General features: G+C 56.1%; 14 protein-coding genes and 1 pseudogene. All 15 read right to left on the bottom strand.

The window, feature by feature from the left end; genetic code table 11:
* Nucleotides 1–4: 4 nt before the first annotated feature.
* Nucleotides 5–865 (bottom strand): malonyl-ACP O-methyltransferase BioC, encoded by an 861-nt coding sequence (gene bioC, locus QMG93_RS22925; RefSeq protein WP_281940616.1) that lies wholly within the window; start codon nucleotides 863–865, stop codon nucleotides 5–7.
* Entirely contained in the window at nucleotides 828–1679 is an 852-nt protein-coding gene (locus QMG93_RS22930; RefSeq protein ID WP_281940617.1) for an alpha/beta hydrolase, read from the bottom strand. Before QMG93_RS22930 ends, bioC begins: the two co-directional genes overlap by 38 nt.
* On the bottom strand, nucleotides 1676–2854 hold the full coding sequence (gene bioF / locus QMG93_RS22935) for an 8-amino-7-oxononanoate synthase (RefSeq protein ID WP_281940619.1): 1179 nt from the start codon (nucleotides 2852–2854) through the stop codon (nucleotides 1676–1678). The genes QMG93_RS22930 and bioF overlap by 4 nt, the downstream gene beginning before the upstream one ends.
* 12 nt (nucleotides 2855–2866) lie before the next feature.
* Entirely contained in the window at nucleotides 2867–3892 is a 1026-nt protein-coding gene (gene bioB / locus QMG93_RS22940; RefSeq protein ID WP_281940709.1) for a biotin synthase BioB, read from the bottom strand.
* 18 nt (nucleotides 3893–3910) lie between these two features.
* Complete coding sequence (bioD, locus tag QMG93_RS22945) at nucleotides 3911–4690, bottom strand: dethiobiotin synthase (RefSeq protein WP_281940621.1); 780 nt, start codon at nucleotides 4688–4690, stop codon at nucleotides 3911–3913.
* Nucleotides 4687–6054 (bottom strand): adenosylmethionine--8-amino-7-oxononanoate transaminase, encoded by a 1368-nt coding sequence (gene bioA / locus QMG93_RS22950; protein ID WP_281940623.1) that lies wholly within the window; start codon nucleotides 6052–6054, stop codon nucleotides 4687–4689. Before bioA ends, bioD begins: the two co-directional genes overlap by 4 nt.
* 195 nt (nucleotides 6055–6249) lie before the next feature.
* Nucleotides 6250–7665 carry an amino acid permease gene (locus tag QMG93_RS22955; RefSeq protein ID WP_281940625.1) on the bottom strand — a complete coding sequence of 472 codons (1416 nt, stop codon included), beginning with the start codon at nucleotides 7663–7665 and terminating at the stop codon, nucleotides 6250–6252.
* A 456-nt stretch (nucleotides 7666–8121) separates the two neighbouring features.
* Nucleotides 8122–8943: a GNAT family N-acetyltransferase gene (locus tag QMG93_RS22960; protein WP_281940627.1), complete on the bottom strand. Its 822-nt coding sequence runs from the start codon at nucleotides 8941–8943 to the stop codon at nucleotides 8122–8124.
* Nucleotides 8944–9044: 101 nt separating this feature from the next.
* Nucleotides 9045–9404, bottom strand: a complete 360-nt coding sequence (locus QMG93_RS22965; protein WP_216789788.1) for a VOC family protein — start codon at nucleotides 9402–9404, stop codon at nucleotides 9045–9047.
* 232 nt (nucleotides 9405–9636) lie between these two features.
* Nucleotides 9637–15300 (bottom strand): glycerophosphodiester phosphodiesterase family protein, encoded by a 5664-nt coding sequence (locus tag QMG93_RS22970; protein ID WP_281940631.1) that lies wholly within the window; start codon nucleotides 15298–15300, stop codon nucleotides 9637–9639.
* Between the two features lie 304 nt (nucleotides 15301–15604).
* Nucleotides 15605–16597, bottom strand: a complete 993-nt coding sequence (locus tag QMG93_RS22975; RefSeq protein ID WP_281940633.1) for an iron-hydroxamate ABC transporter substrate-binding protein — start codon at nucleotides 16595–16597, stop codon at nucleotides 15605–15607.
* 113 nt (nucleotides 16598–16710) lie between these two features.
* Nucleotides 16711–18306, bottom strand: coding sequence for a helix-turn-helix domain-containing protein (locus tag QMG93_RS22980; RefSeq protein ID WP_281940635.1), 1596 nt, complete (start codon nucleotides 18304–18306; stop codon nucleotides 16711–16713).
* Between the two features lie 219 nt (nucleotides 18307–18525).
* Complete coding sequence (locus QMG93_RS22985; RefSeq protein ID WP_281940637.1) at nucleotides 18526–21966, bottom strand: S-layer homology domain-containing protein; 3441 nt, start codon at nucleotides 21964–21966, stop codon at nucleotides 18526–18528.
* A gap of 362 nt (nucleotides 21967–22328) precedes the next feature.
* Entirely contained in the window at nucleotides 22329–22994 is a 666-nt protein-coding gene (locus QMG93_RS22990) for a discoidin domain-containing protein (RefSeq protein WP_413789322.1), read from the bottom strand.
* A gap of 51 nt (nucleotides 22995–23045) precedes the next feature.
* Nucleotides 23046–24317 (bottom strand): annotated as a pseudogene (locus tag QMG93_RS22995) (glycosyl hydrolase family 8); the annotation flags it as partial.
* Nucleotides 24318–24561: the final 244 nt, after the last annotated feature.

Genomic DNA, 24561 nt, shown 5'->3' on the forward strand with positions numbered 1-24561 from the left:
TTTGTCATGAGGGAACTTCCGCTTGGAGAAAAAGAAGCTCGTACGTGGCTGCAATCCCTTCCGGGGCCGGAAACCGTTTTTCGTATTCCCGAAACATACCGGCGAATAAGGAGCGCCAGCCAAGACCGCGCGGAGCGTCGGCCGCCGATGCGCTGGCTCCCGTCGCTTTGACCGAGTGCAAAAATTCGCTGACGGAGGCATAGCCTTCGGTCCGGATGGCGCTCTCCTCTCGAACGTCCGCAAAGCCCGCATGTTGAAGCAGGTTCCGCCACTCGCCGGCAGAAAGAAAAGGAAGGCCGTGCCGCTGCGGCTCCAGACCGCGGGAGCGGTAAACGGCGGCAAACGATTCGTGCAGCTCGCGGAACGTCTCCGGACCGAAGGTCGTGAACGCCATTAAACCGCCGGGACGCAGCAGCCGCCGCAAATGCCGCAGCGTTTCATGCGGACGGCCCAGCCATTGAAAGCAAGCGCTCGATACGATCAGATCGAACGATAACGGCTCCGCTTGGGCGGCCCACGCTTCGGCATCCGCCAGATGGAAGCTTACGGGGAGCCGTTGGCTCGCAGCGACCGATGACGCCTTAGTCCGGATGCGCCGTTCCGCCGCTTTCAGCATGACCGGGGCAATATCCAGCGCGGTGATGAGCGCATCGGGCCAATCGCGCAGCAAAATCTCGGTCAGCAGGCCGGTGCCGCAGCCGATTTCCAGCAGATGCGGCTGCGTTTCGCCGACTCCCTGCTTCCAGCGGGCCAGCGACCTGCCGAGCTTGTCCGCCATGACGCGTTGAACGCGTGCGTGCGCGTCGTAGGATGCCCTGGCGGAGCGGTCAAACCGGCGGCGAATCGAATGCAGCCTGTGCTCCATGCCGCCACCTCCTTATCGCTTCGGCCATAGCTGCCTCCCGCCCAAGAAACGGGATATGCCCGCCGCCATCAACCGGCAGGATTTCCGCCCGCGGTAGCCGTTCATACAGCTCCTCCGCCGCACCGTACGGACATACTTCATCCTCTTTGCCGTGGACAAGAAGCGTCGGACAAGCAATCTCCGGCAATGCCGATATATGATTCTCCATCCGCAGAAGCTGGATGCCGGCGAGCAGCGCCGCGGTCGTCCAGCTTCCTGCCAGGGGTAGCTGCGGGCTGTAGACGCTTTTCTTCTCCTCATCCGAAAGCAGCCGTAGACGGAATCGGGTTTCTACCGCCAGCCGGTCCTTGGCGATCGCCGCCGACATTTGCCGGAGAACGGCATCCGGCCAGCCGAGATGCGACTGTTCCTTGGAGCGGACGAATCGGGCGGTTGCGCCGAAAAGCACAAGGCCGTCCGCGAACCCCCGGGCGGCGAGCCGCAGCGCAAGCAATCCGCCGAGGGACCAGCCGGCGATCAGGAGCTTTCTGCTTCTGCCGGAGGAGGCAAGGTTCGGATGGGCGCCGTTTGTCCCGTTGAACCAAGCGGCGGCAGCCGCTTCAGCCAGGGCCATCATCTGCTCCGGCGTTTCGGCGCAGATGAATTGTACCGGGACATGAATGAATTCCGGGAGATGCGATTGAAGCTCCGCAAATACCGTTTCCGGCATGCTCCATCCGGTCAGCCATAAGATAACGGCGCAGCGCTGTCCTGCCGTTGTATGCGTTATGGCGGATGCCGTTCGATTTGCGAAGATGTGAATCGGGTCCGTCATCGCGCAAGCACCCCCAACCGCAAAGCGACCCGTTCGATGCGGCTGGCAGCATCGGCCAGGTCGTCCGGGGTATGCGCAGCCGATAAGGAAAAGCGGATGCGCGCCGTTCCATCGGGGACCGTCGGGGGACGGATGGCAACGGCGGCGATGCCTTCCGCTTCCAGCGCAGAGCTGAAACGCAGGGCAGTCGCGTTGTCCCCGACGACAACCGGGACGATCGGCGAATCTCCGGTCCCGACTTGAAAACCTGCCTTGCGTAGTGAGGAACGGAACTGCCGACTGGACGCGGCTAGCCGTTCGCGCCGCCGGCGTTCCGTTTGCACCAGCTTCAGAGCTTCCGCAATCCCGGCTATGACGGACGGGGGCAGCGCCGTCGAGTAGATGACCGGCCTCGCCTTATTGACCAACCAGCGGATGAGCACACGGCTGCCCGAAACGTAGGCTCCGTATACGCCGAACGCTTTGCTGAAGGTTCCCACGTGCACGTCCACGCCGCTTTGCAGCCCCAGCACATGACACAGCCCTTCGCCGCGCTCTCCATAAACGCCTCCGCTGTGAGCTTCGTCGACCATGAGGATGGCTCCGTACTCCTGCTTCAGTGCAACAAGCTCGGCTAACGGCGCCTGGTCGCCATCCATCGAAAAGACCGCGTCCGTGACGATCAGCTTGCGTCCTGCATCGCGGTGCTTGTGCAATAACCGGCGCAAATGCTCCATGTCGTTGTGGCGGTACCGGACGTGCTCGGCGCGGCTTAGCCCGATGCCGTCCACGATGCTCGCGTGATTCAGCCGGTCGCTGAACACGACATCTCCGCGGCCTGCAAGCGCCTGTATGACGCCAAGGTTCGCCATGTAGCCGTTGGCAAAAACAAGCGCAGCCTCGCTCTGCTGCCAGGCGGCGAGAGCATCTTCCAGACGGCTATAGGGAGGCCGATTGCCGGTGACCAGACGCGACGCGCCGGAACCGGCACCCTCGGCGAGAAGTGCTTGTATCATGGCGTCAACAATAGCCGGATGTCGGGCCAGACCGAGGTAATCGTTGGACGACAGGTCAAGCAGCGTATTTTGTCCGCGCAGCACGTAACCTTGTCGGCCGGATGCCGTGGCGCTGATCTGCAGCGAACGGTTCAGCGACCGATCTTCCAGCTTCTGAAGCTCGTCTTCGATCCATTTCATACCGTCACCGCCTTAAAGCGCACATTGTTCAATCTCGAAGCCCAAATCCTCGATCATTTGATAATCGGCCGCAGCGTCCTGCCCTTTCGTCGTCAAATAATCGCCGACGAACAGCGAATTGGCGGCGTACAAGCCAAGCGGCTGAAGCGTCCGGAGATTGACCTCGCGCCCGCCCGCCACGCGGATTTCCTTCGACGGGCAGATCAACCGGAACAGCGCCAGCACCTTGAGCGCCTTCATCGCGGGAGTACGGCCCGCTTGTTCCAGCGGAGTCCCCGGAATGGCGTTCAAGAAGTTGATCGGAATCGAGTCGGCCTCCAGCTCCCGAAGCGCGTAAGCCATCTCCACGATTTCGCGGTTCGTCTCGCCCATGCCGATAATAACGCCGGAGCAAGGGGACAAGCCGTAGCGTTTCACCTTTTCCACGCTCTCGACCCGTTGATCGTAGGTATGGGTTGTCGTGATGGAAGGGTAGTTCGCCCTGCTCGTGTTCAAGTTATGATTGTAGCGGTGTACGCCCGCTTCCGCGAGGCGTTCGGCTTGATCATCCTTCAGAAGGCCGAGGCACGCGCAAATTTTGAGCGGCATTGTCGCGCGGATTTCCTTGACCGCTTCGATGACCTGATCCAATTCTTTGTCCGTCGGGCCTTTGCCGGACGCGACGATGCAATAGGTTCCCGCTTGACGGGCCATCGCTTCGCGCGCGCCGGCCAGCAGCGTGGCTTTTTCCAACAGCGGATACTTGGCGATTGGCGCGGAGGATACGACGGATTGGGCGCAATAGCCGCAGTCCTCGGGGCAAAGGCCGCTTTTGGCGTTAATAATCATGTTCAGCTTGACTTTCTTGCCGTAAAAATGTTTGCGTACCCGAAAAACGGCCTGCAGCAGCGGCAGCACTTCGTCGTCATCAGCCTCCAGCACGGCGAGCCCTTCTTCGACGGACAAACGTTCTCCATCCAGCGCCTTTTGAGCCAACGCCTGCCAGTCCGCCGCCGTTTCGGATATTTCAGGTATTCCAGACATTTCGGTTGCCTTCATCCTCATTTCCCTCTCCTCCTACGAATTTATTTCATTTTCCAATAGTTGTCGGACTGGCGAAATGTCGATATGCTGCTTCACAGCTTGCACGAGTCTCTCCATCGTAGCTTCGCCGCTTACCCACGGGAACCGTCCCAGCACGCGGAGACCGCCATAGCGCTCAATCAGCTCCGCATTCGCAGCGGTGCTCGGATCGTTGCGCGATGTCGCGTGATCGACCTCGTTCATCACGACGCCCGCGACGGGAATTCCCCACTGCCGCAGCAGCCCTGCGGTTAACAACGTATGGTTGACCGTGCCGAGGCCGCAGCGGGCGACGATCAGCGCCGGAACGCCAAGCTCGGCGATGAGGTCCACCACGAGGGCGTCGGAGGTTAACGGCACGGCAGCGCCCCCTGCCCCTTCGATCAGCAGCGCGTCGTACCGTTCGGCCAACGGTTCCCCTGCCGCCAGAAGCCCGGCCATCGTCAAGCTTACACCGGCTTGCATGGCGGCAAGTGCCGGAGCCAGCGGCGCTGCGAACGTAAACGGCGCGACCTGTTCCGGCCGCTCAACGATACCCGTCCCGCGCAGCAGCCGTTCGGCATCGGTGATTCCTTTGCCAAGAAGCCCCCCGCTCTGGACCGGCTTCCAGACGCCGACGTTCCGCCCTTCGCTGCGAAGCGCGGCGGCGATGGCCGCCGTCATCACCGTCTTGCCGACGTCGGTATCCGTACCCGTGACGAATAATCCGCGCCACCGCTTCCGGCCCGGCAGCTTCTCGTCGCCGTGCGCAGACGATACGTGCGCCCCCGTCACGTTCCCCAGCCTTCCTCGGTGACGTCGTAGATCGCAGCCGCTAAAATGTCCGTCATTGCATCGAGCTCCGTTTCCGTACTGGCGAGAGGCGGGATCAAAACGATCACGTTGCCGAGCGGGCGGGTCAGCATGCCGAGCTCTCGCGCCCGCATGCTGACGCGGACACCGATGCGGTCCATCCAGGCATAAGGCTCGCGGGACTTTTTATCCCGGACAAGCTCAATCCCGATCATCAGGCCTTGCTGCCGGATTTCGCCGACATGCGGCCAATCGGCTAGCAGAGCCAATTTCTTCGCCGCAAATGCGGCCTTTGCATTTACCGTATGTATCATCTTCCGTTCCTCGAGAAGCCGGAGGCTGGCCAGCGCGACAGCGCAGCCAAGCGGATTGCCCGTATAGGAGTGACCGTGAAAAAATGTTTTTTGCTCCGCGTAATCCGCATAAAAAGCTGCATAAATCTCATCGGTTGCCAGCGTTGCCGCCAGCGGCAGATAGCCGCCGGTTAACCCTTTGCCGACGACCATCAAGTCGGGCGATACGCCCTCCAAATCGCAGGCGAACATCGCTCCGGTGCGGCCGAAGCCTGTCGCCACCTCGTCGGCGATCAGCAGCACGTCGTGCTTGCGGCACAGCGCGGCAATCTCGCGCAAGCATCCTTGCGGCATGACGATGATGCCGCTCGCTCCTTGCACGACAGGCTCCACAAGTAGCGCCGCAATCTCGTCCGCCCGCGACTCCAGCAGCTCCCGCAGCGCGGACAGCGTTGCTTCCATCGCCGCGGAAGCTCCGCCCGCAGTGCGGTAAGCGTAAGGATAAGGTATGACGTAAGAGGAAAACAGCAGCGGCCGGAAGACATCGTGGTATAGCGGAATCGCACCGACGCTAACGGCGCCGATCGTATCCCCGTGGTAAGCCTGGTTCATCGTAATAAATTTCGTTTTGCGGCCGATGCCCCGGTTGTGCCAGTACTGGAACGCCATCTTGAGCGCAATCTCCACGCCGGTCGCGCCGGCATCGGAATAAAACACCTTCGTCAGCCGCTCCGGAGCGATACGCACCAGGTTCGCAGCCAGCTCGATCGCCGGCACATTGGCCATGCCGAGCAGAGTCGAGTGAGCGACTTTCGCCAGTTGGGACGCTACCGCTTCGTTCAACTCGGGAACGTTGTGTCCGTGCACGTTGAGCCAGACCGACGAAAACCCGTCATAGTAAGCGCGTCCCCGAACATCGTAAAGCAAGACGCCTTCGCCCCGTTCAATGATGAGAGGCTCGCTTTGAACATAGTCCTTCATCTGTGTAAACGGATGCCATAAGTACGCCTTATTCCAAGCTGCCAGCTCTTCGCAGGTTGTGGCCGTTTCCATCCCTGATCACCGCCCCTATCGCATTTTATTGTTAACCAATTATAATTATAAAAGGTTAACAATTCGATCCTATTCTAGCAAACCGATTCCCTCATGTAAAGCGAGAGACTCGCGCCTAATGTAGTCCCGGCAAAAGAAAAGACCTATGGAAGGTATTCTTCCATAGGTCTTACGGGGCTTCTTAGCCAAGCCCTTTTATAAGCTTTTCCCCGTCTGCTCTTGCTTCGGGTGTTTGTGCCGATAAAACAAATAGTGAACCAAATAACAAATGATCGTAAACGGGATTCCGTAGTAAAGAGCGATTTTCTGCTCCTGGTCGAAGGCTAGCCCAACCAGCGCAACGATACATAGGACGATCGCGAAAATAGGCACAAAAGGAAACAGCCGGACCCTGTATTTCAGATCGTGAACACTGTTCCCTTCGGCAATAAAACGGCGGCGGAACACATATTGCGATAAGGCAACCCCCATCCAAACCATAATTCCGGCGAATCCGGATATCCCGGTCAGCCACAAAAATACGGTATCCGGAGCCACAACGCTTGAAATCAAGGCGAGCGACGCAATAACGGCGCTGACGATAAGCGCCCGAAAAGGCACGCCTTGAGGGGTCAGCTTGCTTAAGTAAGGACTGGCCATATTGCTTTTGGAGAGCGCCCACAGCATACGCGAGGACGCATACAGCCCGGAGTTGCTCGCCGAGAGCAGAGCCGTCAAAATAACAAAATTCATAATATCGGCGGCAAAAGGAATGCCCATTTTATCGAAAACAAGCACAAACGGACTGTCTGTCAGACCAGCCTCCTGCCACGGAATCAACGAACCGAGAACAAAGACCGACGCCACGAATAAAAATAAAATTCTCCAAATCGTATTTCTCGTCGCCCTCGGAACCGATTCTTCGGGATTTTCGCTCTCCCCTGCAGCAATGCCGATAAGCTCCGTCCCCTGATAGCTGAAATTGACGGCGACCATCGTCATGAATACGGGAATAAATCCATTGGGAAACAACCCTCCGTCATGGGCGAAGCCCGAACGGATCGGAGCCGCATTCAGCCCCTCGAATGGGATCAGTCCCACGATAGCGGCCAGCCCCAACAAGATGAACAGCGTGATCGTCGTCACTTTAATGCTGGAGAACCAGAACTCGGATTCGGCAAAAAGACTCGCGGAAAAGGCGTTTAACAGGAACATCAGCACGATGAACAACGAGATCCACACCCATGAGGGCACGTCCGGGAACCATCGGGTCATCAGAATCCCCGCGCCGACCCATTCCGAGCCGACGGCGACAATCCAGTTGATCCAGTATAACCAGCCGATCGTAAACCCGGTAGCCGGACCTATAAACTTGGTGGTATAGGCCTGAAATGAACCCGTCACCGGCATCACGACCGCCAGTTCGGCTAGACACAGCATGACCAGATACATCAGAAGTCCGCCAGCCAAATAGGCTAGGACGACACCTCCCGGCCCGGCTTGATTGATCAAATATCCCGTGCTGACAAACAAACCCGTACCGATGGCCCCGCCCAGCGAAATCATAAACATATGCCGGCTTTTCATGGAACGCTTCAGACGGTTGTCCTTCTCCTCGATTGCATTAGCCATATAACAATACCCCACTTCCAATAATGTCATTTTCTAGTAAACGCTTACAATTATTCTGTTAACATGGCTGTTTCCCTAGACTCCTCTCCGCAATCATCCTTTGCTAAAAATAAAAAACTTAGCATGTCCGGACATTTCTCCTTCACGCCAAGCTCTTTTCTATAGACTATAAGCTAAACAGAGCTATGAAACTGAATTTTGTAATTTTTTCCTATTATACTATAATTCATCATTAAGTCAATAATTTGTATATCCCAAACGCCGCTTCGGCTTGTTTTTAGTCGTGAAGTCATGCATTATTGTACATTCGACAACATTCGCACTTTTCCTTTTTTCCAATGTATGGACTCAGCGATTTTTGTAGGCCGGAAAATCTACTTATTGCCGATTGAAGACATGAAAAAAGAGGAAGCCTTCGGTTTCACCGAAACTCCCTCTTCCTCGCCTGCGGAAAAGCTAAAATTCGAATTCGTACACCTTCGACTTCTCCTTCAGCACGAAACCGCATTTGTTCGCCAGCGCAATGGACGCCTCATTCTCCTCATCCGTCGTCCAATGAGGCACCAAGCCATTGCGTACGCAATGATCGAGATAAGCAAAAGTAACCGCCGCTCCGAGCCCCTTCTGCCGGTCCTCTTCCTCGTAGGTGCGAACGACAAGGTCATGCCCGTTCCCGTACACATAGCCGGAGAAGCAGACGCTCTGCACGGTCCCGTCCTTCAACACGCAATAGCCGAACCCTTTGTCCATAAAGTCGCCGATCGAATTCCAAAATTCGTTCAAGTCTTCAAGAACGAAGTCACTTTCCGGATCGTTTAAGAGTTCGGCATCGAGCGGCCTAACCTGAATGCGGCTTTCCGCCTGCTCCTGCCTGAGCTTCGAATAGCGGTCGGCTGCAAAATCAAATGCCAAATCTTCGCCCTCAATCAATTCGTAGTCCGTTAATGCTTCCTTTAACGCCTCGTCCCAGGCTACGTCCGCAACCGCGATGGTAAACCAGGTGCCACCGATGATATCCAAGGAATCCTGTCTTATTTTCCGGTCTATATACGAATTCAAATGGGCGGTAAATTCGGAATTGCGGCAATCCCCAACGAAAAAAGCGATGCTCGCAATCGCCCAAATCATGGCCGTTCTCGGGTGCTCGGGATCGTCGACGAAAATTTTTCCCTTATTGTTGCCTGCTACAATGCTCATCAGCGCGACATTCGTCTGATCCTCCACCGATAACAGAGGCCTTATTTTCGAATATTCATTTACATCCAGTTCTACAATCACGTCCGGTTCCTCCCCCTAATTTCCAACGTCTCCTATCTTCTGTAGACGATCTCAGCGAGAATAGGTTGCCGGAACGGGCAGGATTAAATCGTTATAACGATTTAATCGGCCTGGACATGAGCTAGGATGTTGACAAGCTTGCCGAACGGGTCCCGGACAAAGAAGCGTCGAACGCCCCATGGCTCGTTCATCGGGCCGTATTCAACCGTAAATCCGGCTCTCTTCACGCGTTCAAGCGCAGCCTCGACATCGTCGACTTCGATGGATAGATCGGGTGTGGGCGTGCCGGAACCCCCTTCCGAGGCGAAGCTGATTTGAACGCTCATCTCCTCGTTCGAACCATAAGTGGCGATCCATCCATGATCCATCAATAGATCGAGGCCGAGCACGTCGTGATAAAAGCTTTTGGCCTCCTCGATCTTCCGGGTATCAATATTGGCAACGATTCGTCTTACCTTCATTTTCCAACCTCCGTCCCGTCCTGCCGGAGTAACTGTTTTCGTTCCTAACTCGATTATACGATAAACGATAATAGCCTGCTCCCCTTTTCAAGTTGGAAGGGTGAGATTTCATCTTATTTATAGAGGAAACCCGGAGGACGGGCAATCTACGCTAGAGCGGTCTATGAAAAAAGTCCGCCCAGGCTTGGTGGCCCGGGCAGACTCGCTTCGAACAAAGCTTCATCTCCATGCGTTAATTGATATAGTTCGCTTTGATTAAGAAACGCTTCAGCATTACCGCGGATTGAGCCCGCGTTGCGATTCCGTCCGCTTCGAGCGTCTCCGCCGTCGTTCCGTTCATCAGACCGGCATGAATCGCAGCCGTTACTTCAGGCTTCGCCCAGCCCAAACTGCCAGCGTCCTTAAACCGCGCCAAAGCCTCGCTCTGCTTCGCCTGCGATATCTGTGTTTCCAATCCTGCGTAAGACATGGCGCGGATCAGCATGGCCGCCTGTTCTTCACGCTTAATTTGCCGGTCCGGACGGAACGAACCGTCCTCATATCCGCTGATGAGCCCCGCTGCCACTGCGGCCGCTACATCCTCTGCATACCAGGCCCCGGAAGCCACATCGTTAAACCCGCTTTTTGCCGTCGCAGGACTGAGACCCAATGCGCGGACAAGCAGCGCCGCGAATTCCGAGCGTGTGATCGGGCGATCGCCTTCGAACCGGTTGTCGCTGACTCCTTCAACAACGAGCTTGTTAGCGAGCAGCTCGACATCCGCTTGCGCCCAATGGTTTGTCATATCCGCGAAGCTTTTGTTCATTTCGATAATGGCATATGTGCCGTTCCCGCTCCTCTTCAGCGTTGCAGCCGTTTGTCCGTTCCTTGTATCGAAAAGGGTCGGGACGAACCGGACCCGTTTCGTCGCCGGATCATAGAGGACTCCGGTCGCTTTGGATCGGTCCACGGCTTGGTTAAGAAGCAGTTGGTACGTAACCGGTGAGGACCCGAACGATACCGGCACCGCGCGGCCTTCTTTGTTCACCGCCTCCACCGAGAGATGGACGCCGTCTGCGACCGACGCGCCGTTCACGGCCAACTTGATCTCGTCACGTTCGCTGCCGCTCAGCTTTTTGATCGCAAAACGGATCGACATATCGCTTACCGCCGAGCCAAGCTGCCGAGCCAAAGCTTCTAACTTCAGCGCGTCCAATGGCAGCGCATATCGGCCGCTGTCGCCGGTTACCGCCAGCGTCGTGCCGTCTTTGCGGCTCGCATCGGACAAGCCTGCCGCTGCCAGCTCCAGCTTATCGCCGGTAAATTTCACTTCGACGCCGGAGTTGACACGGAACGCCTCCTTCAGCGTGTCGGCGTCAACTTTACCACCTCTTGCTTCAAGCACCGCTCCAGGCTTGGCCGCGGGGACATCGGGCTTGCCTGCCCCATCCGCGGGCTTCCCGCCGGTGGAGCCGGTACTTCCGGTGCTGCTGCTATCGCTGTCGCTGCTGCCTCCGCCGCTGTTACCACCGCCATTGTTTCCACCGCCGTTATTGCCTCCGCCGTTGTCGCCTCCGCCGTTGTTTCCACCGCCGTTATTGCCTCCGCCGTTGTCACCACCGCCGTTGTTCCCTCCGCCGTTGTCACCACCGCCGTTGTTCCCTCCGCCGTTGTCGCCTCCGCCGTTGTTTCCACCGCCGTTGTCGCCTCCGCCGTTGTTTCCACCGCCGTTATTGCCTCCGCCGTTGTTCCCCCCGCCGTTACTGTCGTCGCCCTTCACTTCAAAAGTAACGGGCTGCGTGTACAGATCGTACTTGCTGCTTGCGTCCATCGACGCCGTATACCGCAACAAGGCGTGCGCCGTTCCCGGTTTTTTTGCCGTAACTTTGTCTCCGTTCACGTCTACGACATCGTGCCCGTCCAACAGAACGATGTCCGGAGTGACGTTCGTTTTTACGCGAGCGTAGGAATACACTTGCGCCGTGACGGCCGTACTTTCATTTTGCGCCAGAACGTACTTGTCCTTCTCCGGAAAAACCGAGGCGGCCCAGTTTTTCGAGTAGCTTGCGTAGTCTGTGGTCAAGCCATATACGCCCGTCGCGAACATGCTCTTGTAATCTTTCTCGCTGTTGATCGTCCACGGGGAGACAAAAATGCCCCGGTGCTTGGCCGCTTCCATATAATCCTTCTTCAATCCGGTATACCCTACGTTAAACGTGACGTTCTGCTTCTGAACGATCTTCAACGTTTCGCGCAGCGATTTGTTGACGTTCGAAGTATCGAAGCCGCTGTGCAGCAGTCCTAGCGGCATCCCCGGCATTTGCTCGGCGAACCGCTTCAACTGATTCGGATCGAACGACATAACGTTGAGCAAGTGCTCCGCGTTCTTCTCCTTGATCAGCTTCACCAGCACGTCGACCGCGCGCGGATTGCTTGTTTTAATTTCGGCATAAACCATAATGCCGCGTCTTTTGGCCAGATCGATCTGCTCGTCCAGCGTCGGCACTTTCGTTTCCTTATAGCCCGGCTTCGGCTTGCTCGCGTTGAGCGTCTTGATCTGCTCCAGCGAATGATCCTCGACCTTGCCGAACCCGTTCGTCGTATTTTGCAGCACGCCGTCGTGAATAATGACGAGGTGATCGTCCGTCGTCACGTACATGTCGTTCTCGATAAAGTCCGCCCCGTAATCGACGGCAAGCTCATTGCTCTCGATCGTATTCTCGGGAGCCTCCGACGGAATGCCCCGATGACCGATCACATACGGCTTGCGGATCAGCGTAGTCTGGTTCGAGTACACCTTGAGCGCATTGAAGGCTGCCCTAGGGGAATCCGTCACGATGCCGTTCGTTCCGGCCGTGATCAGCCGGTGGATCGACACGCTTTTGTCCGCTGCGCTTGCCGTTTCCCTGGCCCATACTGCAATCAGCCGCTGCTGCAAATATGCGACATTGTCAATCAAAGCCGCGCTCTGCGGCAGGATGGCGATTTTCGCCTGATTGACCGTCGTCTTTCTGCGGATATCGAGCAGGCTTTCCTGCGTCATAGGGGCCGGCGCTGCGCTGTAATCGACAATGCCCCGGATCATCGGGTATGCCGTTCTTACCCGCTTAACCAGCTCGCCGCGGTCCGAAACGACGAACGCGTCTTCCAGCTCGGTCCGCTGCACATAGTCGGTCAGCTTATCGGCGGCTTGCTCGTCCTTCACATAGAACGCCGGAATCATCCGGGTGCCGAGCGAAGCCAGCACCTCGTCCAAGCTTCCGAGCACGTTCGCGCCCGACAGGTCAGTCACCTTCAACTCAGGGTTCACATGCAGAATCACCGTCGCCGGTAGGGCGGGCCCGTTCAAGCTTGCCAGATCCGCTGCGCTGCGAACCTCCTTGACAACGGACGGCGCAAGTGAAATTTTCGTCTCCGGCTCGGCGACGTTCACGAAGCGGTCCGTCGGCATCGGCGGCAGCGCCTCCTGCTGTAGTGTAATCCGGATGTTGTCCACTTTCATCCTGCTGCCGTTTGCCTGCAAACCGATTCCGCCCTTGGCGTAAGCGGAGGCCGCGTCGGTGTTGATCATTACGCGATTATTGATCAGTTCCTGCACCCGGTTGCCGTAGGCTTTGACCGTGAAACGGTACATTTTGGCCGGATCGATCGCTTCGCTGTTCGAACCGCGATCCGTGACGTTCCAGCCGTTCGCCGCGGTCCGCTCGGCGAATTCGACGCCGTTGGACGCCGTCGCGTCTTGGCGGACCGCCATTTGGTAATAAGGGTATTCGTTATTTTGGATACGGAACATGATCGAATTCCATCTCGCCGCGTCGTTGGCCGACAAATGGGTGACATCCGCTTCAATTTTATAGTTGCCGAACAGCTTCAAATAGTCCGGAAGCAACACGCGCGACGGGTTATCCGGGGCCGTGCTCGCATTCAGCTCGAATGCGCCGGCTTTCACGACGGCTGCACTGGGCGTCGTGCCTTCGATTCTCGTCCAGCCCGGCGGCAGCGCGCCGTCCGGCAAGGCGTCGAAGTTCTCCTCGTACAGCACGTACTCGGCATCGCCGGCTTCTTTCGCTACGACGAGGAACGAAATCGTTGCGCTATCGATGGAAGCGGTCAGCTTGTGGACGCCTTTTTGCTTGACGTTGATTTTGCCGTTCTCTATCGTGATCCCGCCGCTGCCCGAGCTCCAGGTTAAACGATCGCCGGTTAACGTGCCAGAGGTAAAATCGCTTAGCTCCGATTGAAATACAATGGATTGAAGATCGATTGTCCCGCCTGCCGTACCCAGCACGTAGCCTTCGTTATGCTTGAGCGAAACGACTTTTGCTCCGATGGCCGACGGCATAACCGTAACCTCCTGCACAGCTTCGGCATTGGCGAAAACCGTTTGAATCGTCGCTTTCCCCGCTTTGACCGGATACAGCTTGCCGTCCACGATTTTGATCGTACTCTCGTCGGAGGAATACAGCTTTAACCGGTCGCTATAGACCGCTTCCGTGACGCCGTCCGAGAAGTAGACGCTGCCGGTCACGCTCAGCGGTCCGGTCAGCGCTTCCATCGTTGGCGGAATCGTCAGATCGAGCCGGTCGGCCGTGATCCGCGTGACCTTCACGTTATCGAACGACACTTTGCTCTGATCGGCCTGCAAGCCAATTTTGCCGCGTTCCAGCAGCACATTCGGACTCAAGGTCTTGTCGGTCAGAAGCGTAAAGTCCGCATCGCTCTTCGCTTTGATATATTCTTTGACATTGTTGTCGAACACGCGGACTTTCATCGTGTAATCGTTATTCAAGGCAAGCGGCTTCCACATCCCGCTCACAGGCGTGGGGCTGAACCACGCGTTATCCGGCTTCCGGTAGGCGATTTCGTAGGTGCCGTTTTGCCGGACGGCCATCTGGTTGTAAGGAGCTTTGCCGCTGGCGGCTCCGCGGAACATAAGGGAAGCCCAGCGTCCCGCATCCAGCACTTTTTCGAACCGGACGTCCGCTTCAACGACGTAATTGTCCCACTGAACAGGTGCAATCGCCCGTCCTTGCTTGCCTGACGCGCTCCCGTCGAATACCATTCGCCCATTGCCGTATGTATCCTGCACGACCGTAAACGGATTGCTCCCCGCATTCACATCGGAAATCCAGCCGAATGGAAGCTGACCTGACGGATATCTGTCAAACGTCTCGTACAAAAGCACCGGATTCACCGATCCGGTTACCGGATTGCCATCGTCCAGCGTTACGGTGCCGTATCCGGACGTGTCGTTCCAGAACGATGTGGTGTTGTAGGCGCTCCAATAGCTCGACCTTTGCTTCGCAGGGTCTGCGGCATCGTACCGGTCGGTCGTGCCGACTTCCAATCCGATCTGTTTGTTCCGCCTCGGGTCAAGCTGGAGCATATCCCACGGCACGGCCACTTCGAGCGTCCAGCCGCTGCCTGTCGTGCGGATGGCGCGCAGTATTTTTTTCTCGTCCTTGCCGCTATGATTATTCAGCGCTGCACCGAAGTGAAACTCCGGCGTCGTCGAGCCCGGCTGATATACGAATCCGAGCTGCATGTCCTCGTTTGTGAACGGAGCCGAGCGGTGATTCGTCGGATCGAAAAATAGATTGATGTTATCCTGTTCGAACCAGTAGCCCGGTCCGTTATGGATCAGCGTATCGTCATCGGCCTTCACGCCAATATAGAGATATTGATTGTCCCATAAGAGGCCGAATTTGGACTCCTTGAAGACGCCTTCTCCTGTGCTCCAGACGGATTCGTCGAGCTGTCCGTCAATCGCGGGTGCATTCTTCGTCTTTTTGGCAATCATCGATTTTCGTCCCGCGTCGGCAGCTTCGGCTTGTCCCGGAACAAGGCCGACAGGAATTGTCCCGCTAAGCAATGCGATAATGAGAAATACGTAGAACGATTTGGCATGACGTATCATTGTGGATTCTGTCCTTTCCTATCGTCTTGGCAGGTCATTTCGATCCCGCTTCTGCTATCAGAGCGTTAATCCTTGCGACATCCGCTTCGGTACGCACAGCTCCCTTCTTGTGAACATGACAAAAAACCCTTCCATCCATCAAACAGAGGGGGCGCGCCGAACCGGCTCCTCCGTTTGCTGCATAAAAGGGTTTTCTCCTCGTCTCGTACCCTGCTTATTCGGCTGTCCTTACACTTCTTAATTGTACTGCGGTTTGTTAGCGGAGCATCAAACGCAATTAAATAAATTGTAAATGAACCGGCATTTACTTTTGGTTCCGGGATAAGATCGTTTCCGTCAAAATGTCCAGCTGCTTCTCCAGCGACAGTCCATCCGAGAACCAGAATTGCATCAGATTAAGCAAATACACCCGATTGTTTTTCACTGCAGGAAGGTTTTTCCATAGAGAATTGTCCATTAACTCCTTGGCCCGTTCCGCTCCGCCGTCCTCCTGATACACCGTAACGAACATATGGTCCGCGGCATATTCCGGAAGCACCTCTTGCGAGATGTCCCGGCTCTTGCCCGGCTCGAAAACATCCTTCTTCACTTTGTCCGGCGGCGTTAACCCGAGCGTGGCAAACAGATTGTACCCGGCCCGCTGATTTTTGTCCCAGACCCATAAATTTTTGGCCCAAATTTCGTAGGAAGCCGCCGTTTCTCCCGGACCGATGATTCCGGCCAGCTTCTGCTTCGCCTGCGCAGCCTTCTCCTTGTAACGCGCGATCCAGGCCTCCGCCTCCTTCTCCTTGCCGAGCATGCGGCCGAACGTGCGCACCTCTTCGAGCGGGTCCGCTCCGACAAAGCCTCCCCACGGGAGAGTCACCGTAGGCGCGATTTTGCCAAGCTTCTCGACCACTTCGGGCGGCAAATAGCTCGGCGCAACGATGAGATCCGGCGCCAGCTCCAGCACCTTCTCGACGGAAACGTCCCCGACGTCCGCCACTCCGGCCAGCTCGTCCTTCAATTGCTCGGAATTGTTCAACACGATCGACCCTACGCCGACCGGCTTGACGCCAAGCGCCAGCAGATCCCCTGCGAACTGAATGGCGACGATCCGCTGAGGATTCGTCGGAATCTCGATTTCCCCGTTTTCCGCCTTGAATATTTTCGTCCCCGGCTTGTCTCCGGAGGCCGCTCGATCCCCTGACGCACTCGAATGATTCTCCGTCCTACTGCTGCAAGCGGCGATAACGACCGTCATCACGACGAAAAGCAGCCCTAGCCATACGATCTGTTTGATGCTGATGCGACGCATAGTCCCCCTCCGATGTCACTGATAATGATTATCATTTTAAATCCCATCTCGTATTGTATCAGTCCAAGGCGGAATGACCATATCCGATGATCATCATTTTTATGGACAAAAGGTCACCGGAGGGCGGACTTCAGCAATTGCGTCTGGATATCGAGCTGCTTTTCCAGCGACAGGACGTCAACGGAATGGATTACGTCCAGCTCAATCGAATATACCCGGTTGCGCCGTACGGCAGGGAGCTGCTTCCAGATGTCGCTCTCCATTACTTTTCTCGCGCTTTCGGCTCCGCCGTTCGCCGGGTATACGCTGATGAACATATGATCGGCCGCATAGTCCGGCAGCTCTTCGAGCGTAATTTTTTTCGGTTGGCCGATGTCCAGCACGTCCCGCTTCACCTTCGGCGGAGGAGTGAACCCGAGCGCCTTGTACAAATTATAGACGCCCCTTCCATACGATTCGCACATGACCCAGAGGCAGTCGGCCCAAATCTCGTAGACGGCCGCCGTCTCGTTCGGTCCGACAAGACCGCTCAGCTCCGCCCGCGCCCGCTTCCCTTTCTCCTCATACCGGGCAATGAACGCTTCCGCTTCCCCTCTCCGGTTCAGGATGTCCGCCAGCGACTTGAATCTCTCGAACGGGTCGCCGCTGTGAAACACAAGCGTCGGCGCGATTTTGTGCAGCTGCTCGATCATACCGCGGTCCAGCCAGTCCGTCGCGATGATCAGCTCCGGCTCCAGCTCCAGCATCGGCTCCACGGAAGTATAGCCGACATCAGGCGTACCCGCTAGCTCCTCCCTTAGCAGCGCCAGGCGGCTCAGCCCTTGATTGTACGAAGCGCCGAGCGGCTTGATGCCCAGAGCAAGCAGATGTCCGACCAGATCATAGACGACGATTTTTTTCGGTTCGCGCACATAGCCTGTTGGCGATACGCCGACGACCTGCTTGAATTTGCGGCTTAGATAAAAGCCGTCCGCATAGCCGACATTGCGTGCAATATCGTTCAGGCTCCCGCCCGTCAGCAGCAACTGCTCCTTCGCCCGGTCGATCCGGATGCGGGCCAAGTAGTCGGAGAAGCTGTGCCCGGTCTCCCGCTTGAACAGCATCGAAAAAAAGCGCGGGTGAAAACCGGCCATCTGCGCCAGCATGTCCCGGCTGATTTCTTCGTGGTAATGCTTATGCATATAGTCGATAGCAAGCTCGATCCCCTTGCGCGACGGCCGGATGTCCGGCTCCGAGTCTGGACGGTGGCCCGGCGCCAGCAGGTGAAGCAGCTCGTAAAGCAGCATCTCCTGCCGGAACAGTTCGTCCCCCGCATCATGACTGCGGAGCGCTCTCAGCTCCTTGACGAGCATCCCGATCCGGTAAGGGGACTCCGGGTACAGCTTGCCGTCGGGAAGCCATAGGCTCCGCTTTTCGCCATACGCCGATTGTCCTGCGGGCCGTTCTTCTTGACCGCGCGAAGTGAAGATGCGGAACGTAATCAAGTCCAGCAGCAGGCCGCTCCCGGAGGCGGTACGGTATTCGATCATTCTCCCGGGGTTGCAGAACAGTACGGTGCCGGAATCCACCAGCATTCGCAAGCCGTCGATACGAAGCTCGCCCTTCCCCTCCTCGGCAACAATAAAAGTATAGGCATCTATCCAGCGTCTGTGCGCATCATTTCCCGCCGACAGCCGCTCGATATCGTTCATTTGATAAAGATCGCGCATCCCTGTTTTCGCTCCAATTTCGTAATTGATAACGATTATTATTATCATTAAAGCTTATTATAAAGGATGCTCCCAAAACTCTTCAACACGTTACCGGAAAATGCGCAAAAAAACGCAAACCGCGAATAACCCCCGCATAGCCCCACAAAGCTAAAAAGCCCGACAGGATTCCCTGTCAGGCTTTCTACGTTTATGAAAGAGATGGTTCGAATGGGTCGGCTACAGCTTCAAAGCTTCCAAAAGCTTGTAAATCATCGTTGCTGCCTCCGCTCTCGTAGCCGTTTGGCTGGCGCGGAACGTTTGATCCTCATATCCGCTCACGATTCCGGCCGATACCGAGGCATTCACAGCTGCTTGTGCCCAAGCCGGAATGCTCCCGGCATCCCGGAATGCTGTCGTTTGGTTCCCCGAATTGAATCCACCGGAGTTCAGCGCATTCGCGATCATCACGGACATTTCCGCCCGGGTGATCGTTTGGTCCGCTTTGAACCACGTGCGGCCGTTTTCCTCATATCCGTGGATCAGGCCTGCTTTGACCGCTGCGGCTACGCCGGATTTCGCCCAATCCGGAATTTGCGGGTCATCGGCAAACCCAGAGGCGTCCGTGGAGGCTTGGAGACCGAGCGCTTCCGCCATCATTTTCGCGAATTGCCCGCGTGTTACCAGCGTTTCCGGACGGAACATCCGGTCTTCAAACCCTTGAATGACATTCATCCCAACCAAACGGTCGGTATACGGCGCCGCCCAATGCCCGGTGAGATCCAGGAAAGCGACCGGCTGATAATCGAATACGGCGAACTTCGTAAAATGGTTGACGTTCACGGTGACGGTTCCGTCCGCACGGTTGGTCCCGCCGATATAAATCCAGCGCTTTTGCTGCTCGTGATAATAATATACCGCTGCCTGATGCCCCAGAAGCAATTGACCGGCGTTATAATGGAACGTCAGAGCGATCGGTTGATTAAAAGTATGACCGGTCGTGCTTGTGAATTCGATCACCGGACTCATCGCCCGCAGATTCCCGGCGGAAGGAGTCTCCTTCGCGGACAGAATGCTGGCCCGAATGGTGCCGTTCGATGGCAAGGCACCTGCCGGAACTTCGATATTCACTACGTCCTTGATACTGCCCTTGGCCGCTTGCTTCGCATTGACCTCAAGCTCCAAAGAGACAGGGCGGTCCGGTTTATCGCCTGATGCCGGTTGGGTTGTCGTGTTACCCGAATTGCCGCCCGGCGAGCTCGAACCGCCGCCGCCGGAGCTTCCGGAGTCGCCGTCCGAATCGCTGCTGTCCGCCGCTTTCGTTACGATGACCGTACGGCGTACCTCGGCGGCACGATTCCCCGCCAAATCCCGGGCATTGTAATGCACCGTATAGGTTCCAGCCGTATGCGTATCGACGGCTCCGGTGACGACCACATCGCCGTCCACCCCGAAGTTATCGGCAGCGGTTGCGCCCTGCTCCACGTAGGCCGTACCGACGGTCAGATTCACGGTCGGGTCACCCTTGAGCGTGATGACCGGAGGCGTACGATCAATATTTACCGTCAACGGAAGCAAAGCTTTGTTTCCAAAAGCATCGGTGGCCCGGAATAGCCGCGAATGCACTCCTTCTTGAGAAATCTCGATGTTGCTGTTGCTCACATAAGGAAGGAAATTTTTCCCGTTGTCGGTTGATAGCTCCAGGTCGGGACCGGCCCCGTACACGCTTCCGTATACGCTGGCATAGACGCTGCCCGTAACGCTCTGATTCGTCCAGGCGCCGCTGGAGTAAGGCTGTCCGTCCGCTGTCTTCCACTTACCGTGAAGCTCCAGGGAAGTACCTTTCAACTTCACCGCAAAAGATTGGCTCGCTGCGGCATTTCCGCGCTTGATCGTAGCGGTCAGCGTGAGAGCCGTATCCTGCAGGGGACGCGATACGATTTTGCCGTCATCGGTCATCAGCTGAGGATTGGAGCTTTTCCACGAGATGGTTGCCCCATGCTTGCCTGTCGTAGGCAGTTGAAGATTGGTAGCAACTTGGCTAATATCGCCCAAGGACAACGATTGCTTCGTATCGTCGACAGCCTGCTGATCGCTGTAGGGTGCCACGCTTACGAAGATCGGGTTGGAATAAAACCACAGGTCCCGGTAATTCCGATTGTTAATTTCGGCGAAACGGGTTTTGTCATCGGCGATATCCGTTTTCGGATCGACCAGCGGCTCCCCGTTGCTTGTTTCTCCCTCGACGTTGAGCCCCAGATTCGTTCCTCTGAGCCTGAAGTACTGATTCTTGCTTGCCGTACCCAGATTGTAGCTGATGACATGATACCCTTCGGCATCCGTCGTCCAGTCTGCGCTCGTGAAGCGCTGCAGCACCTTGGTCGAATCGTTGGTGTCTTTGTTATACTCGGGGGTGCCCGGTTGGGCCAAGCCCGTCACGTCGCCGGAAATCAGATCGACATGATCGACTTCAACGGGATCGCCGTTATTGTTTGTTTTCGGAGTTTTGAACCGAATCGTAAGCTGGAGGTTATCCCCCTCCTTCACCTGAAGCTCTCCGCCCATCTCCTCCTTGCGACCGTCACCGGCAACCGTAAAATCAAGCGCGTCAATCAGATCGCCGTATACGGAGAACGATTTTCCCGACCTCATGCCGGCTACAACCGCCTTCATATCGGAACCGTTCACCCACGTGTAGTTCTTGGAGTATTCTCCTGGCCAATACCCACTGGAAGCCAACTCATCTCTGCTGATTTTGAAATGAAAGTCCGAATTGGAAAAGTTCCAGAATTTCCTTCCTTCCCCTAGCAGAGAATCCCATACGCCTCCAAGCTTGGCGACCATGTAATCCGTTCCCCCGTAGGACCGGTTGGCCGGGGTGGTCAGGTTGAGGCCGCCCCGGTCGGACTCCATCTGGTTGCCGACCATGCCTTCGAATCCGAAGACGATATTCGGTGCGGCGCTGTTGAAATCCCGGATATCGGCAATCGTATAAACGTCTTTTCTTGAAGGATGATTCAAGATCGCGTAGCTGGACTCGGGATATTTTTCACGAAGCCACCGCAGAGCGGTCAGCGCGTCGTCGCGAGTCGTATATGCCCGTTTGTTCTGCGCCTTCCAGGCGGCAACGTCCGCCGGATCGAACAGGCTTTCGTCCCGGTCGGTGAATAAATATTCGAACTGGCTTACGGCTTTCAGCGACTCGGGCGACCCCGGATTGTCGGTTCCGATGCCGATACCCACGTGCTCATATTTCGGCATGTCCCATTCGAAGCCCGAAAAAACAATTTTATCTTTGTACTTGCCCGACTCCTGCAGTTGTTTGATTTTAGGAACCTGATACTGGGCAAGACCCTTGGATAAAGGAACCGGTCCTCCGGGAATATTGTTGCCGTTATCATCCCGGTTGGACATTCTCAAATGATCGGCAAGGGCCAGCCAATCGAAACCGTGCTGATCGAATGCGACATCCAGCACGCGCTCCAGAGATTCCTGCGCATCGTTGGACTGATAGGTGTGCGCGTGGTACTCGCCCGTCATCCATTTTCCGGCAGACGGACTTGCTTGACCTCCTGCATCGACCGGCGATCCATATACGGTTGCGTTAGGCAGGCCTTGACCAAGGATACAAATGGACAAGGGAACAAAGGATAAGGCGCGTTTCCACTTTTTGGATATCATGATGACTGCTCCTCTGATCAATATTGTTTCGCACAGCTGAAGTCCGAACATTCATCAGTCTAATCCCGGCTAACGCCCGTTGTCCACGGATTCCCAAAAACAAAATAAAACCTTAACAATAGAACGCTTACAATCGGGAAAAAGGTACATTGGGAACGAAAAGGCTATTGTGGCGGACGAATTCGACACCTTATGAGGGGAGTTAAAAAGAGGCAGATAGAGGAATTTCCGTACTCGGAGTGGCGGCGGAATCCCATCCTGCGAATCCCGCCGCTCCAAATTTTTAAGATACCGCTTTAAAGCGTATACTCACGCTAAGATCTTCAATCAATCAACCGGACGGAAGGATGCTGCGTATTCCCTCAATTTCCGCTCGAGCCGTACACTTCGAATTCGTAGAGCGAATACCCGTAGGACGTGCCTCTTGCCGTGCCGTACATCCGGACATAGCGGGCATCCTGTGCGGCAAAGTTGATCTCTTCGACTCCGCCCTTCCCGTTCGTCTTCGTATACACGTCCGTCCAATTCGCCGGCGAGTCGCTATCGTTCGATACTTGAATTTTGTAATTTTTGCCGTAGGCGGCTTCCCAGTTCAGCTTTACTTTATGGATGCTGTACGTCTTCCCGAGATCGACGTAAATCCACTCAGAGTCACTTCCTTCCTTGCTCGCCCAGCGGGTGGAGGCGTTGCCATCGAACGCTTTGGACGCTTCGTAGCCGCTTCCTTCCACTGAGCTGGCCTTGGCTGTTTTTCCTTTCGCAATATTGGTGTCCGTAGAAGGACCGTCGCTTGTCGTCGCGCTGGCGGTATTGCTGTTCGCCGATGCATTGCCTGCCGCGTCAAAAGCCTTGACCGTGTAGCTGTACGTCGTGGACGGATTCAAACCCGTATCGCTGTACGAAGTGCCTGTTGCCGTGCCGACCTCCGTACTGCCGCGGTAAATTTTGTACTCCTTGACCCCGACGTTATCCGTGGAAGCCGTCCAGCTCAGATTCACTTGACTGCTTGATACGGCTGTTGCGGTCAAGTTCGCCGGAGCCGTGGGTGCCTGCGTATCCGGTGTGCCGCTGCCGGCCGTCGGAATCCACCAGTTGCCGGAAATGAAGAGCATCGATAACAGATTAAAGGAATCGCTATAATAGCCTTCTTTCTTGTTCTTCATCCAGTCCCAGCCCGCATTGATCCAAGCCTGATGGCTGCTGTTCGTCGTGGACGCGGCGATGAACGGCGAGACGAACACGGCCGTCGCATAGCTTGCCTTTTCGTTTACGGTGCCGTCAAGCTTGTAGCCGTCTTTGATATTGTTCGGGTTGCCGCCGGTCTTTCCTTTGATCCATGTCGCCATTTTGTCGGCGATCGCTTTGCCTCTCGCATCCCCGTAGAACGCGTAGTCCATCACAATGCGCAGCGGAACGCGGCTGGCGTTGTAATTGTATTCGTCAGGGAATTCTTCCCCTTCCATGTGATCACGCGGAGCCGGCTTCGGCGGATTGTCGATGACAAAGTCGGAGATCAGACCGGTGACCGGCGTGTATTTGCTGCTGAACTGGCCGTAGACGTTGTACAGATTGTTGATGACGTCAAGCCAGGTTTGATCCCCCGTCACTTCGTAGAATGCCCGCAAATGGCTGAGCATCCAATCCGACGGACGCGTATCCCAGGTGCTTTTGGAATCCCAATCTCCCTGATTCAGCCGGTTACCGGTCGTCACGTAGCTGGCCTTGATGCCGTTCGTAATCATTTTTTTCGCTTCCGCCAAATAATTGACGGAACCGCCGGACCCCCATTGACGATCGGCCAAAATGAGCGCATAGGCGATATCAAGGTCTCCGTCGGTGGCCGAGGAGAAATGCCCTTGAGCTCTCTTGTCGTCCGCGACGATCCAGCCCATCAAATTCGAATTTTTGGAGCTTTTATAAGCTCTTGCCGTTTTGAACAGCCCGTCAAAAATCGTTCTCGCATCCGGGTCATGACCGGCCATCAGCGCCGTAATCACCATGCCGTAGCCTTGTCCCTCCGAAGAGCCCAGCGCCTTGAAGCCGTCCTGGCTGCCCGCAACGTTCCCTTTGACGTAATAGCCGCCCGGCAAGGAAGTTAAGTTGTTCTTCAGATGCGCCCCCTTCCAGTAGTCGTAGTAAGCAGCGACGGACGCATTCATGGAAGCTTGCGAAACATGATTTGGCTTGAGGATGCCGGGGTAGCTCAGCTGCTGTGGGAACGGCTTCATTTCTCCGGCGGCATGCGCCTTCGGCTGAAACGAACCGGGCGCCAGGAGCAGCGCAGCGGAAAGCAGAACCAAAGAAGCCGCCTTCACCTTGTTGCGGATCGATCGAACCTTGGTTGCGTACATTGTTATTTCCTCCTTTGTTCGGGTAGGATTCGATGCTGCTGTAAACCGTTTCCTCCTTTCTCCTTAGTATGATTAGTAGGATCGTTCAGCCATGTTCCAGCGAAGAAGCATGAGCAAAAAAAGAACCTGAAACAAACTTACAGGTTCTGCGCCGGTCCACGGAATGAACACATTTCTTCATATGTTATTTTATATATCTATTTACAATCTATAACATACATCGGCAAATGTCTTTTGTTTTTTT

The sequence above is a fragment of the Paenibacillus tyrphae genome, from assembly GCF_027925525.1.
In the GTDB taxonomy this organism is placed as follows: domain Bacteria; phylum Bacillota; class Bacilli; order Paenibacillales; family NBRC-103111; genus Paenibacillus_G; species Paenibacillus_G tyrfis_B.

Coding starts and splice junctions, on each gene's coding strand:
- QMG93_RS22980 (WP_281940635.1), bottom strand. CDS start 18,306: ATGCGCGATCTTTATCAAATGAACGATATCGAGCGGCTGTCGGCGGGA.
- bioF (WP_281940619.1), bottom strand. CDS start 2,854: ATGAAATGGATCGAAGACGAGCTTCAGAAGCTGGAAGATCGGTCGCTG.
- bioA (WP_281940623.1), bottom strand. CDS start 6,054: ATGGAAACGGCCACAACCTGCGAAGAGCTGGCAGCTTGGAATAAGGCG.
- bioB (WP_281940709.1), bottom strand. CDS start 3,892: ATGAAGGCAACCGAAATGTCTGGAATACCTGAAATATCCGAAACGGCG.
- bioC (WP_281940616.1), bottom strand. CDS start 865: ATGGAGCACAGGCTGCATTCGATTCGCCGCCGGTTTGACCGCTCCGCC.
- QMG93_RS22930 (WP_281940617.1), bottom strand. CDS start 1,679: ATGACGGACCCGATTCACATCTTCGCAAATCGAACGGCATCCGCCATA.
- QMG93_RS22965 (WP_216789788.1), bottom strand. CDS start 9,404: ATGAAGGTAAGACGAATCGTTGCCAATATTGATACCCGGAAGATCGAG.
- QMG93_RS22985 (WP_281940637.1), bottom strand. CDS start 21,966: ATGATATCCAAAAAGTGGAAACGCGCCTTATCCTTTGTTCCCTTGTCC.
- QMG93_RS22975 (WP_281940633.1), bottom strand. CDS start 16,597: ATGCGTCGCATCAGCATCAAACAGATCGTATGGCTAGGGCTGCTTTTC.
- QMG93_RS22970 (WP_281940631.1), bottom strand. CDS start 15,300: ATGATACGTCATGCCAAATCGTTCTACGTATTTCTCATTATCGCATTG.
- QMG93_RS22955 (WP_281940625.1), bottom strand. CDS start 7,665: ATGGCTAATGCAATCGAGGAGAAGGACAACCGTCTGAAGCGTTCCATG.